The sequence below is a fragment of the Streptomyces sp. NPDC059696 genome (assembly GCF_042733745.1).
GTDB lineage: Bacteria > Actinomycetota > Actinomycetes > Streptomycetales > Streptomycetaceae > Streptomyces.
On sequence record NZ_JBHWFG010000001.1, the window covers coordinates 97,058 to 109,512 of the forward strand.

At 70.9% G+C, this 12,455-nt stretch carries 9 protein-coding genes and 1 pseudogene; 9 read left to right on the forward strand and 1 reads right to left on the reverse strand.

Annotated elements, in window-relative coordinates:
* Nucleotides 1–1,047 (forward strand): annotated as a pseudogene (locus ACFV20_RS00435) (hypothetical protein); the annotation flags it as partial.
* Nucleotides 1,048–1,261: 214 nt separating this feature from the next.
* On the opposite strand, the gene ACFV20_RS00440 reads toward ACFV20_RS00435, so the two are convergent.
* Complete coding sequence (locus ACFV20_RS00440) at nucleotides 1,262–1,942, reverse strand: class I SAM-dependent DNA methyltransferase (protein WP_385650635.1); 681 nt, start codon at nucleotides 1,940–1,942, stop codon at nucleotides 1,262–1,264.
* A gap of 299 nt (nucleotides 1,943–2,241) precedes the next feature.
* On the opposite strand from ACFV20_RS00440, the gene ACFV20_RS00445 reads away from it, so the two are divergent.
* The 8 genes from ACFV20_RS00445 (at nucleotide 2,242) to ACFV20_RS00480 (ending at nucleotide 12,391) form a co-directional block, all read left to right on the forward strand.
* Nucleotides 2,242–3,474, forward strand: coding sequence for a M20 family metallopeptidase (locus tag ACFV20_RS00445; RefSeq protein WP_385651255.1), 1,233 nt, complete (start codon nucleotides 2,242–2,244; stop codon nucleotides 3,472–3,474).
* A gap of 606 nt (nucleotides 3,475–4,080) precedes the next feature.
* Nucleotides 4,081–5,124, forward strand: coding sequence for a BMP family protein (locus ACFV20_RS00450; protein WP_385650637.1), 1,044 nt, complete (start codon nucleotides 4,081–4,083; stop codon nucleotides 5,122–5,124).
* Between the two features lie 285 nt (nucleotides 5,125–5,409).
* Nucleotides 5,410–6,459: a BMP family protein gene (locus ACFV20_RS00455; protein ID WP_385650639.1), complete on the forward strand. Its 1,050-nt coding sequence runs from the start codon at nucleotides 5,410–5,412 to the stop codon at nucleotides 6,457–6,459.
* 210 nt (nucleotides 6,460–6,669) lie between these two features.
* Nucleotides 6,670–8,241 carry an ABC transporter ATP-binding protein gene (locus tag ACFV20_RS00460; RefSeq protein WP_385650641.1) on the forward strand — a complete coding sequence of 524 codons (1,572 nt, stop codon included), beginning with the start codon at nucleotides 6,670–6,672 and terminating at the stop codon, nucleotides 8,239–8,241.
* The gene (locus ACFV20_RS00465) at nucleotides 8,241–9,359 is read left to right on the forward strand and encodes an ABC transporter permease (RefSeq protein WP_385650644.1); all 1,119 of its coding nucleotides are present in this window, start codon (nucleotides 8,241–8,243) and stop codon (nucleotides 9,357–9,359) included. The genes ACFV20_RS00460 and ACFV20_RS00465 overlap by 1 nt, the downstream gene beginning before the upstream one ends.
* Nucleotides 9,356–10,621, forward strand: coding sequence for an ABC transporter permease (locus tag ACFV20_RS00470; RefSeq protein ID WP_385650646.1), 1,266 nt, complete (start codon nucleotides 9,356–9,358; stop codon nucleotides 10,619–10,621). Before ACFV20_RS00465 ends, ACFV20_RS00470 begins: the two co-directional genes overlap by 4 nt.
* Entirely contained in the window at nucleotides 10,618–11,022 is a 405-nt protein-coding gene (locus ACFV20_RS00475) for a cytidine deaminase (RefSeq protein WP_385650648.1), read from the forward strand. The genes ACFV20_RS00470 and ACFV20_RS00475 overlap by 4 nt, the downstream gene beginning before the upstream one ends.
* 85 nt (nucleotides 11,023–11,107) lie before the next feature.
* On the forward strand, nucleotides 11,108–12,391 hold the full coding sequence (locus ACFV20_RS00480) for a thymidine phosphorylase (RefSeq protein ID WP_385650650.1): 1,284 nt from the start codon (nucleotides 11,108–11,110) through the stop codon (nucleotides 12,389–12,391).
* Nucleotides 12,392–12,455: the final 64 nt, after the last annotated feature.

The window sequence follows — 12,455 nt, forward strand, 5'->3', positions numbered from 1 at the left end:
ATGAGCCCCCGCGCCGGGAACGCCGGCCCCCACACTCTCGCCTTCGTCGAGAGCCCGGTACAGCTGCTGAACGTGCTGGAGTGGGCGCACGCGCATGCGCCCGGCGTGGGGCTCACCCTCGTGGTGCTGTCGCCCGTCGACCCGATGACGCGCGGCCAGCTGCGACGGATGTCCGACCTGGCCCGCGACGAGGGGCACGAGGTCCGCTGGGAGGAGGCCAGGGGCGGCCCGCTGGCCCCCTTCCAGACCATCGGCGGCCTGACCGGCCTGCTCCGCAGGGCGCACCGGGTCGTGCTGGGGGACCCCTTCTCCCGCTACGTCCAGCTGCTGCTGACGATCACCCGCGCCCGTGACCTGGTCGTCGTCGACGACGGCACGGCGACGATGGAGTTCGTCGGGCAGCTGGCCCGCGGTGAACGGCTGGTGCGCTGGCACCGCAAGGGCGGCCGTCCCGGCCCCCGGGACGTGGTCTTCGCACCGGTGTCCGCCTCGGCCCGCCGCCGGCTGACCCCCGGCGACCGCCGCCGTATCGAGATCTTCTCCTCCATGCCGATGGAGGAGACCCCGGTGGGCGTCACGGTCAGCGAGAACACCTTCGCCTGGACCCGGGCCCGCTTCGGCCCGCCCCGGATCACCAAGGGCGCCGACATGGTCGGCACGTCCCTGGTGGAGACGGGTGTGGTGGACGACGCCCGCTACCTGGAGGCCGTCCACGCCCTGGCCGCGGCGCACGGCGCCACCCGCTACTTCGCCCACCGTCGCGAGAGCACGGACAAACTCCACCGCCTCGCGGTCGGGACGGGCCTGGAGATCGTCCGCCCCGAACTCCCCCTCGAACTGATCGCCCGCCGCGGACCCATCGGCCGGACGATCCTCAGCTTCCCCTCCACGGTCGTCCACACCCTCCCGCTCGCCCTGACCGGCACGGGGGTGCGCGTGGCCGTCTGCGACATCGACCCCGCCTGGCTGACCGAGAACGCCTCCCCGCGCGCCCAGGGTTTCCTGTCCGGGGTCACCGGAACGGCCCGGGACGTCCACCGGCTGTCCCCGACGGACCCACCCACCGTCCCGAGGCAGGCGAGCCCACCCGACCCGGCCACCCCGGCACCCTTCACCGCCACGCAGCCGCCGTCCGCCGAATCCGCCCCGGCGCCTGCCCCGCCGTCGCAGCCTTCCGCCGGCCCTACCGCCCCGGCACCCTTCACCGCCACGCAGCCCTCCGCCGGTCTGGTCGGCCCGGCGGCGTCGTGACGCGTCCCGCTCACCGCTGCCGCGGTGCCCGAGCGGGCCGGCGCGCCAGCAGGAACGCGCGGGGCAGTTCCTCCCCGGCCTCCGGCTCGCGCAGCACGCGGGCGTGCAGTTCGAGCCCGGCCCCGGTGAGTTCCCCGATGACGGTGTCCGGCGTGCGCCAGTAGCAGTCGAGCGAGATCTCCTGCCCGAAGCGCTCGGTCTGGCGCCGGTGCCCGTCCTGCGCCCCGGACTGGAAAGCGAGCAGCACCGGTGCCCCCGGCAGCAGGACGCGGTGGAACTCGGCGAACACGGACGGCAGGTGATCGTCCGGCACGTGGATGATCGAGTACAGCGCGACGATGCCGCCGAGCGTCTCGGCCGGCAGGTCCAGGGCCGTCATCGACCCGACGTGGAAGCGCAGCTCCGGATGCGCCCTGCGGGCCAGGGCCACCATGCGGGGCGAGGCGTCGACCCCGAACACCGGCAGTCCCGCGTCGCGCAGCCGCGCGGTGACGTGCCCGGGCCCGCTGCCGAGGTCCGCGACCGGCGCCCGCCCCTGCCCGTCCGGCGCCCCGGCCAGTTCCACGAAGGCCGACAGCAGCGCCCGCTCCAGCGGTCTCCCCGCCAGACTGTCGGGGTGCTCGGCTGCGTAGGCCTCGGCGATGGCGTCGTACGAGGCTCGCGTGGACTCCAGGAACTCGGGGGCGCGCACGGGCGCACACTAGCGGTGGCGGGCGTCCGGCAGATGAACACGCCGGTGTTGGCCGCGCGGGGCGTGGTATCCGTGGAGAGGATGGATGGATACCGGAGTTCCGACGTCCATGTGGTCGAAGTCACACTCCGGGGGGTGGATGGCCCGGTCGGCCCCCAAAAGGCGGGCGAGTTTACCCATCTCACTTGATAGCTATGCGTCAGGCGGTCATATTTTCTTCCCCTATCGGGTTGAAGTTTTGTTGATCCAGGGTCAGCGGACCCCCCCGGCGCCCTACCCTTCAGAGGGTGAAGCCACTGATGTCACTGGAGTCCGAGGTCGATCTTCCCGGCGGAGCAGTCCTTCCCGGTGCACTGCCCGACGCTCTGCGGGCCGAGCTCATCGCGTTCCGGCGCGACCTCCACATGCACCCGGAGCTCGGCAACCAGGAGTTCCGCACGACCGCCGCGATCAAGGAGCGGCTCGTGCGGGCCGGCCTCAAGCCGCGCGTCCTCGCCGTGGGGACCGGACTCGTCTGTGACATCGGTGTGGAGGGCGAGCAGTGGGACGGCGGTCCCAGCATGCTCGCGCTGCGGGCCGACATCGACGGCCTGCCCATCCCGGACACCAAGGCGGAGTGCCCGTACCGCTCGACCGTGCCCGACCGCGCCCACGCCTGCGGTCACGACGTGCACACCACCGTCGTCCTCGGCGCCGGGCTCGTCCTCGCCGAGCTGCACCGTCAGGGAGCACTGCCCCGTCCCGTCCGGCTGATCTTCCAGCCCGCCGAGGAGGTGCTGCCCGGCGGTGCCGCCGACGCCATCAAGTGCGGGGCGCTGGAGGGCGTCGGCGCGATCATCGCCGTGCACTGCGACCCCCGGGTGGACGCAGGGAAGATCGGACTCCGCGAGGGCCCCATCACCTCCGCCTGCGACCGGCTGGAGATCGGCCTCGACGGCCCCGGCGGCCACACCGCCCGCCCGCACCTCACGACCGACCTGGTCACCGCCGCCGCCCGTGTCGTCACCGACGTGCCGGCGCTGGTCAGCCGGCGCTTCGACACCCGCAGCGGGCTCGCCATCACCTGGGGACGCGTGGAGTCGGGTCACGCGCCGAACGTGATCCCGCAGCACGCCGAGCTCTCCGGCACCGTGCGCTGCCTCGACCTCGAGGCGTGGCGGCAGGCGCCCGACGTGGTGGTCGCGGCCATCGACGAGATCGCCAACCTGCACCGGGCCAAGTCCGAGATCAACTACGTCCGAGGCGTCCCGCCCGTCGTCAACGAGCCCGGGGTCACGGAGCTGCTGCGCGAAGCGATGATCGCCCGGCGCGGGGTCGAGTCCGTGGAGGGCACCGAGCAGAGCCTCGGCGGCGAGGACTTCTCCTGGTACCTGGAGCACGTCCCCGGCGCGATGGCCCGCCTGGGCGTCCGCACCCCCGGCGAACGCCAGATCCGCGACCTCCACCAGGGCGACTTCGACGTCGACGAATCGGCCATCACGGTAGGAGTGGAACTCTTCACAGCAGCAGCCCTGGTCAACGGCCTCCGCTGACCGCCCTCTGGGGGCGCGGGGAACTGCGCGCCAAACCACGACGGCGCCGCACGGGCCCTCAGGGGCGCGGGGAACTGCGCGACAAACCGCGGCGCCGCACGGGCCCTCAGGGGCGCGGGGAACTGCGCGACAAACCGCGGCGCCGCACGGGCCCTCAGGGGCGCGGGGACCTGCGCGACAGCCCACGACGGCGCCGCACGGATCCTCAGGGGCGCGGGGAACTGCGCGACAGCCCACGACGGCGCCGCACGGGCCCTCAGGGGCGCGGGGAACTGCGCGACAAGCCACGACGGCGCCGCACCCGCTCGACGACCTCGCCCCCCAGCCCCGGCCCGGGGACACACACCCCCGGGCCCGACGGCCTGTCTCCGGTTGCGGGCGGCGCAGCCGCACGGCAGCCTGGTGCGCGTCACGAGGTAGGCACGCGCCGTGTTCCCGACTACACCTTTCGACCCCGTTCACTCCCGTGGTTCACAAGGGCGTAACCGGCCATCGGCACGAATGGATAACGGCCCCGCGGCGAACCGTTCCCAGGAGTGTCTACGCGCGTTAATGTGCGCCGAACCGAGCACCCATCGCGGGGCTTTGGAGAATGGGGAACTTCAGATGCGTCGGATTTCCAAACTGACCCGTGTCGCGGTGGGGGTCGCGTCGCTCGGGCTCGTCGCCACGGCCTGCGGCGGCACCAGCAGTGACAGCGGCGACAGCGACAGCAACGACAAGGGCCTGGCCATCGCGTACGACGTCGGCGGCAAGGGCGACCAGTCCTTCAACGACGCCGCCTACGCCGGCCTGACGAAGGCCAAGGACGAGTTCGGCTACAAGACGGCCGACATCGAGCCCACCGAGGGCGAGACCGACGCCGACAAGGAGCAGCGCCTGGCGTCGCTGGCCAAGCAGGGCTACAACCCGGTCATCGGCGTCGGCTTCGCCTACGGCCCGGCGATGAAGGCCGTCGCCGCCAAGTACCCGAAGACCACCTTCGGCATCGTGGACTCGGTCGTCGAGGGCAAGAACGTCGCCTCCCTCGTGTTCGCCGAGGAGCAGGCCTCGTACCTCGCCGGTGTCGCCGCCGCGAAGGCCACGAAGACCGACGTCGTCGGCTTCGTCGGCGGTGTCGACGTGCCGCTGATCCACAAGTTCGAGGCCGGCTACAAGCAGGGCGTGCAGGACACCAACTCCAAGGTGAAGGTCCTGTCCCAGTACCTGACGCAGACGGCCGAGGAGGGCGGCTTCTCCAGCCCCGACAAGGGCAAGGCCGCCGCCGAGGGCCAGATCGAGAAGAAGGCGGACGTGCTCTACGCGGCCGCCGGTCTGTCCGGTCAGGGCGTCATCGAGGCCGCCGCCAAGGCGAAGGTCTGGGCGATCGGCGTCGACTCCGACCAGTACAAGCAGGCCGCCCTGGCGCCGTACAAGAACTACATCCTCACCTCCGCGCTCAAGGACGTCGGCGGCGCGGTCTACACGCTGTCCAAGTCGGTCCACGACGGCAAGCCGCTGACCGGCACCCAGACGTTCGACCTGGAGGTCAACGGCGTGGGCCTGTCGGAGTCCAACCCGGAGTACGCGAAGATCGCGGGTCTCCAGGACGCCGTGAACAAGGCCAAGCAGGAGATCATCGACGGCAAGATCAAGGTCAACACCGAGTGAGCCGACCGGTCTGACCAGTCGAAGCGGGCGGGCACCCCCTGGGTGTCCGCCCGCTCCGCGTCTCCCGGCCGGCTGCCCGGGAACCGGATCACCCTGCGCCACACCCCGTTCGCGGTCGGCAACGGCCCGGCCAAGGACCGGTGAGGGCTTGGCCACGGGCGCATAACAAGGTGGACAGAAGGGGTTTTCAGGCAGGTCTACGCGCGTTAATCTGCGGCGAAGCCAGCGCTGAAGCTGAACCGTCCGGCGCTGTGCACCTCGGTTGTACGACAGGAGCACCCACACATGCGCCGGATATCCCGGATCACGGTCGCAGGCGCAGCGACCGCCTCCCTGGCCCTCGCGCTCTCCGCCTGCGGCGGCACCTCGACCTCCGCCGGGTCGTCGGACTCGAAGGGCGACAAGGGCCTCGCCATCGCCTACGACGTCGGCGGCAAGGGCGACCAGTCCTTCAACGACGCCGCGTTCGCGGGCCTGGAGCAGGCGAAGAAGGAGTTCGGGTACCAGACGGCCGACGTCGAGCCCACCGAGGGCGAGACGGACGCCGACAAGGAGCAGCGCCTGGTCTCGCTGGCCAAGCAGGGCTACAACCCGGTCGTCGGTGTCGGCTACGCCTACGCCGCCGCCGTGAAGGGTGCCGCGGAGAAGTTCCCGAAGACCACCTTCGGCATCGTCGACGACGCCACGATCAACACCGAGAACGTGGCCGACCTGGTCTTCAACGAGGAGCAGGCCTCCTACCTGGCCGGTGTCGCCGCCGCCAAGACCAGCAAGAGCAAGGTCGTCGGCTTCGTCGGCGGTGTGGACATCCCGCTGATCCACAAGTTCCAGGCGGGCTTCGCGCAGGGCGTCAAGGACACCGACCCGAAGGTCAAGGTCCTCTCGCAGTACCTCACCCAGACGGCCGAGGAGGGCGGTTTCGCCAGCCCCGACAAGGGCAAGACGGCTGCCGAGGGCCAGATCGAGAAGAAGGCCGACGTCGTCTACGCGGCCGCCGGCCTGTCCGGTCAGGGTGTCATCGAGGCCGCCGCCGCCGAGAAGGTGTGGGCCATCGGTGTGGACTCCGACCAGTACCAGCAGGAAGCGCTCGCCAAGTACAAGGACTCCATCCTGACCTCGGCGATGAAGGACGTCGCCAAGGCGGTGTACAACCTGGCGAAGTCGGTCGAGGACGGCAAGCCCGAGACCGGTATCGTTCGTGGCGATCTGAAGACCGGCGAGGTGAGCCTGTCGAACTCCAACCCGAAGTTCGCGGACGACGCCGACCTTCAGGCAGCCCTGAAGACGGCCAAGGAGAAGATCATCAGCGGCGAGATCAAGGTCAAGAGCAGCTGACGAGCGACTGCCTCGAAGCAGGCGGTGACCCCCGGGGTCACGTCCGCTCGACGGGGTACGGGGAGCCGCTCCCCGTGCCCCGTTGCCGCGGGGCGTAGGCCCCTCTGTATGCCCTAGGGGCGCTACGCGCGTAGACGGCCCCCGTCCCCAGGAGAGTGCGCCATCAACGCGTCCAGCAGCCCTCCGGCCGGAGCGGCGGTCAACGAATCGGTGACCGCCGTCGAACTCGCCGGGATCACCAAGCGTTTCCCCGGAGTCGTGGCCAACCACGACATCCACCTCAGCGTCCGCAAGGGCACCGTCCACGCCCTCGTCGGTGAGAACGGCGCCGGCAAGTCGACGCTGATGAAGATCCTCTACGGCATGCAGAAGCCGGACGAGGGCACCATCGCCGTCGACGGGCGGCAGGTCAGCTTCTCGTCGCCGGCCGACGCCATCGCCCGCGGCATCGGCATGGTCCACCAGCACTTCATGCTCGCCGACAACCTCACGGTCCTGGAGAACGTGGCGCTCGGCAGCGAGCAGCTCTACGGCATCGGCGCCAAGGCCCGCCGCAAGATCAAGGAGCTCTCCGACCGCTACGGCCTCGGCGTCGAGCCCGACCTGATGGTCGAGGAGCTCGGTGTCGCCGCCCGCCAGCGCGTGGAGATCCTCAAGGTCCTCTACCGCGGCGCGACCACCCTCATCCTCGACGAGCCGACCGCGGTCCTCGTGCCGCAGGAGGTCGACGCCCTCTTCGCGAACCTGCGCGAGCTGAAGTCCGAGGGTCTGTCGGTCATCTTCATCTCGCACAAGCTCGGCGAGGTGCTCTCCGTCGCCGACGAGATCACCGTCATCCGCCGCGGCACCACCGTCGGCACCGCCGTCCCGGCCGAGACGACGCCCCGTCAGCTCGCCGAGATGATGGTCGGCAGCGAGCTGCCGACGCCCGAGACGGCCGAGTCCACGGTCACCGACCGCCCGGTCATCACCGTCGACCGGGTGCGCCTCGCGGCCCCCGGTGGCAAGGCCCTCCTCGACGACATCAGCTTCACCATCCACGCGGGCGAGGTCCTCGGCATCGCCGGTGTCGAGGGCAACGGACAGACCGAACTCGTCGACGCGCTCATCGGCCTGCGCTCCGCCGACAGCGGCACCATCCGGCTCGCCGACGAGGAGATCACCGCCTGGCCCACCCGCAAGCGCCGCGAGCAGGGCATCGGCTACATCCCCGAGGACCGGCACCGCCACGGTCTCCTCCTGGAGGCACCCCTCTGGGAGAACCGCATCCTCGGCCACGTCACCGAGAAGCCCCTCGCCAAGGGCGTCTGGCTGGACCCGAAGGCGGCCCAGGAGGACACCCGCCGGATCGTGACGGAGTACGACGTCCGCACGCCCGGCATCGACGTCACCGCCGCCTCCCTGTCCGGCGGCAACCAGCAGAAACTGATCGTCGGCCGCGAGATGAGCCACAAGCCGCGCTTCCTCATCGCCGCGCACCCCACCCGGGGCGTGGACGTCGGTGCCCAGGCCGCCATCTGGGACCACATCCGTGAGGCACGCCGCGAGGGCCTGGCCGTGCTGCTGATCTCCGCCGACCTGGACGAACTGATCGGCCTGTCCGACACGCTGCGCGTGATCTACAACGGCAAGCTGGTCGCGGACGCCGACCCGGCCACCATCACCCCCGAGGAGCTCGGCTCGGCCATGACCGGTGCCGCCACCGGGCACCTCGCGCACGACGACACCCCCGAGATCTCGAAGGCCGACGCCCCCGAGTCTCCGGAAGACGAGGCCCGCTGATGAAGAAGTTCGACAAGGAGCGCGTGCTCCTCGCGGTGGCCGGACCGGTCATCGCGCTGGCCGTGGCCTTCGTCCTGAGCGCGATCGTGCTGCTCGCCTCGGGCAAGAGCCCCTTCGAGCCGTTCGCCCTGATGTTCGAGCAGCTGGGCTTCTCCGACATCCAGGTCCTGATCATCAACCAGGCCTCGATGTACTACATCGCGGCCCTCGCGGTGGCCATCGGCTTCCGGATGAACCTGTTCAACATCGGCGTCGACGGCCAGTACCAGCTCGGCGCCATGATGGCCGCCGTCGTCGGCGCCCATGTGAACCTGCCGGCCGCCCTGCAGGTCCCGCTGCTGCTCCTCACGGCCGTCCTCACCGGCGCCTTCTGGGCCGGCATCGCGGGCGTCCTGAAGGTCACCCGCGGCGTCAGCGAGGTCGTCGCCACGATCATGCTGAACGCGATCGCCACCTCCGTGATCGCCTACCTGTGGCTGCCGGACGTCTTCGGCGTCAAGGTCGGCAACAACAACACCACCGGCGAGATGTACGAGTCCGGCTGGATCCCCGGGATCAGCCTGGGCGACGCCGGTGAGATCTACGGCCTGGTGCTGCTGGCCGTCCTGCTCGGCATCGGCTACTGGATCGTCCTCAACCGCACCCGCTTCGGCTTCGACCTGCGCGCCTCCGGCGCCTCGCAGACCGCCGCCGCGGCCAGTGGTGTCGACCCCAAGCGCATGGTGCTCAGCGCCATGCTGATCTCCGGCGCCATCGCGGGCCTGGCCGGCCTGCCGATCCTGCTCGGCGACACCCACACCTACAGCCTCAACTTCCCCACCGGCATCGGCTTCCTGGGCATCGGCATCGCCCTGCTGGGCCGCAACAGCCCGGTCGGCATCGCCTTCGCCGCCCTGCTGTGGGCCTGGCTCGACAAGGCCTCGCCCGAGCTGGACTTCCACGGCTACGACAAGGAGATCGCGGTCATCATGCAGGGCCTGATCGTGCTCTCGGTCGTCGTCTCCTACGAGGCCGTCCGCGAATGGGGTCTGCGCCGCCAGCAGCGTCGCGTCGGCGCCGAACTCGCCGCCGGACACGTCCTCGGCGCTCAGAACACGAAGGAGGTGGCTGGCCGATGACCACCGCGACCGACGTCAACCAGCCCACGCTGCAGCCCGCGGCGCCGACCGGCCGCCGCCTGTCGTGGCCCGTCCTGCTGCTGATCATCGCCGGCGGACTGGCGCTCACCTCGATCGTCCGCCTCATCACCGGCGCCGACGGCATCACCAACGTCAGCCAGATGTCCACCGCACTCCAGCTCGCCGTGCCGATCGGCCTCGCCGGTCTGGGCGGTCTGTGGGCCGAGCGCGCGGGCGTGGTCAACATCGGCCTCGAGGGCATGATGATCCTCGGCACCTGGTTCGGCGCCTGGGCCGGCTTCCAGTGGGGCCCCTGGACCGGTGTCCTGGTCGGCATCCTCGGCGGCGCGATCGGCGGTCTGCTGCACGCCTTCGTGACCGTCACCTTCAACGTCAACCACATCGTCTCCGGTGTGGCCATCAACATCCTCGCCCTCGGCGCCACCCGCTACCTCGCGCCCCTCGCCTTCGAGGGCCACACCGGCGGCTCCGCCAAGCAGTCCCCGGCGGTCGACTCCCTCGGCCACTTCACCGTGCCCGGACTGTCCGACGCGCTGCGCGACCTGAACAACCAGGGCTGGTTCTTCGTCTCCGACATCGCGGGCCTGCTCGGCGGCCTGGTCACCAACGTCTCCTGGCTGACCCTGATCGCCATCGCGCTGATCCCCGCCACCTGGTGGATCCTGTGGCGCACCGCCTTCGGCCTGCGGCTGCGCTCCTGCGGTGAGAACCCGGTCGCCGCCGAGTCCCTCGGCGTCAACGTCTACAAGTACAAGTACATCGCCGTCGTCATCTCCGGCGGCCTGGCCGGCCTCGGCGGTGTCTTCCTGTCCATCGTGGCCAACCCCTTCTACCTGGAGGGCCAGGTCAGCGGACGCGGCTTCATCGGCCTCGCGGCGATGATCTTCGGCAACTGGATGCCGGGCGGCCTCGCCCTCGGCGCCGGCCTGTTCGGCTACACCGACAGCCTCAACCTGCGCGGCGGCTCCGCCAACGTGCACGCCCTGCTGCTGCTCGGCGCGCTGCTGCTGATCATCGGGGCGATCTTCCTGGTGGTCCGCAAGAAGTACGCCCCGTCGATGATCACCGCGGTCGTCGCCGCCCTGGTGTTCGCCTGGTACGCCTCCACCGACGAGGTCCCCAACCAGGTCGTCTCCGCCACGCCGTACGTCATCACCCTCATCGTCCTCGCCATGTCCGCCCAGCGGCTGAGGATGCCGAAGGCCGACGGGCTGCCGTACCGGAAGGGGCAGGGCAAGTGACCGACGCCGGTCCCGCCGTCGACTGGGAGCGGCTGCGCACGGCGGCCCGGGACGCCATGTCCCGGGCGTACGCCCCCTACTCCGGTTACCCGGTCGGTGTGGCGGCCCGGGTGGACGACGGCCGGATCATCTCCGGCTGCAACGTCGAGAACGCCTCGTACGGGCTCGGCCTGTGCGCCGAGTGCGGTCTGGTGTCGGAGCTGCACAACACCGGCGGCGGCCGGCTGACGCACTTCACCTGCGTCGACCGCAACGGCGACACGCTGGTCCCGTGCGGACGCTGCCGCCAGCTGCTCCACGAGTTCGGCGGCCCGGACCTCCTGCTGGAGACCCCGGCGGGGATCCTGCCGCTCTCGCAGATGCTGCCCCAGGCCTTCGGCCCGGAGCACCTCAGCAAGTAACTTCCGTGCGGCCCCTCTGAGTTGCTCACGCGACCGGCTCAGGGGGGCCGTACGGCTTCTGGAACCCTCGGAAGGAAGCCAAGCCATGGCCATGGACGTCATCTCCGTCATCCGCACCAAGCGGGACCGCGGTGAGCTCAGCGACGCACAGATCGACTGGGTCATCGACGCGTACACCCGCGGGGAGGTCGCCGACGAGCAGATGTCCGCTCTCGCCATGGCGATCCTGCTGAACGGCATGAACCGCCGCGAGATCGCCCGCTGGACGGCCGCGATGATCGCCTCCGGCGAGCGCATGGACTTCTCGTCCCTGTCCCGCCCGACCGCCGACAAGCACTCCACGGGCGGCGTCGGCGACAAGATCACACTGCCCCTGGCCCCCCTGGTCGCCGCCTGCGGCGCGGCCGTCCCGCAGCTGTCCGGCCGCGGCCTCGGCCACACCGGCGGCACCCTCGACAAGCTGGAGTCGATCCCCGGCTGGCGCGCGCTGCTGTCCAACGAGGAGATGCTGAACGTCCTCGACACCACCGGCGCGGTCATCTGCGCGGCGGGCGACGGCCTGGCCCCCGCCGACAAGAAGCTCTACGCCCTGCGGGACGTCACCGGCACGGTCGAGGCGATCCCGCTGATCGCCTCCTCGATCATGTCCAAGAAGATCGCCGAGGGCACGGGCTCGCTGGTCCTGGACGTGAAGGTCGGCACCGGCGCCTTCATGAAGACCATCGAGGACGCCCGCGAGCTGGCCTCCACGATGGTCGGCCTGGGCACGGACCACGGCGTGAAGACGGTCGCGCTGCTGACGGACATGTCCACCCCGCTCGGTCTGACGGCCGGCAACGCCCTGGAGGTCCGCGAGTCGGTCGAGGTCCTGGCGGGCGGCGGCCCCGCGGACGTGGTCGAGCTGACGATCGCCCTTGCCCGCGAGATGCTCGACGCGGCCGGCGTCAAGGACGCCGACCCGGCGAAGGCCCTCGCCGACGGCTCGGCGATGGACGTCTGGCGCCGCATGATCGCGGCCCAGGGCGGCGACCCGGACACGACGCTGCCGGTGGCCCGCGAGCAGCACGTGATCAAGGCTCCGGCCTCGGGCGTCCTGACCCGCCTCGACGCCTACGACATCGGCGTCGCCGCCTGGCGCCTCGGCGCGGGCCGCGCCCGCAAGGAGGACCCGGTGCAGGCGGGCGCCGGCGTCGAGATGCACGCCAAGCCGGGCGACACGGTGACCGAGGGCCAGCCCCTCCTGACCCTCCACACCGACACGCCCGAGCGCTTCGAGTACGCCCTCCAGTCGATCGAGGGCTCCTACGACGTGGCCGCGCCCGGCACGGACTTCACGGCGTCGCCGGTGGTGCTGGAACGTATCGCCTGACCAGGCGGTTTCCCCTTCGGGTGAGCGGGACCGGTGGACCCCCACCGGTCCCGTTCGGCATGCT

Excerpts from the sequence above, each read along its gene's own strand:
- ACFV20_RS00465 (WP_385650644.1), top strand. The coding sequence starts at position 8,241 with ATGAAGAAGTTCGACAAGGAGCGCGTGCTCCTCGCGGTGGCCGGACCG.
- ACFV20_RS00445 (WP_385651255.1), top strand. The coding sequence starts at position 2,242 with ATGTCACTGGAGTCCGAGGTCGATCTTCCCGGCGGAGCAGTCCTTCCC.
- ACFV20_RS00450 (WP_385650637.1), top strand. The coding sequence starts at position 4,081 with ATGCGTCGGATTTCCAAACTGACCCGTGTCGCGGTGGGGGTCGCGTCG.
- ACFV20_RS00480 (WP_385650650.1), top strand. The coding sequence starts at position 11,108 with ATGGCCATGGACGTCATCTCCGTCATCCGCACCAAGCGGGACCGCGGT.
- ACFV20_RS00470 (WP_385650646.1), top strand. The coding sequence starts at position 9,356 with ATGACCACCGCGACCGACGTCAACCAGCCCACGCTGCAGCCCGCGGCG.
- ACFV20_RS00455 (WP_385650639.1), top strand. The coding sequence starts at position 5,410 with ATGCGCCGGATATCCCGGATCACGGTCGCAGGCGCAGCGACCGCCTCC.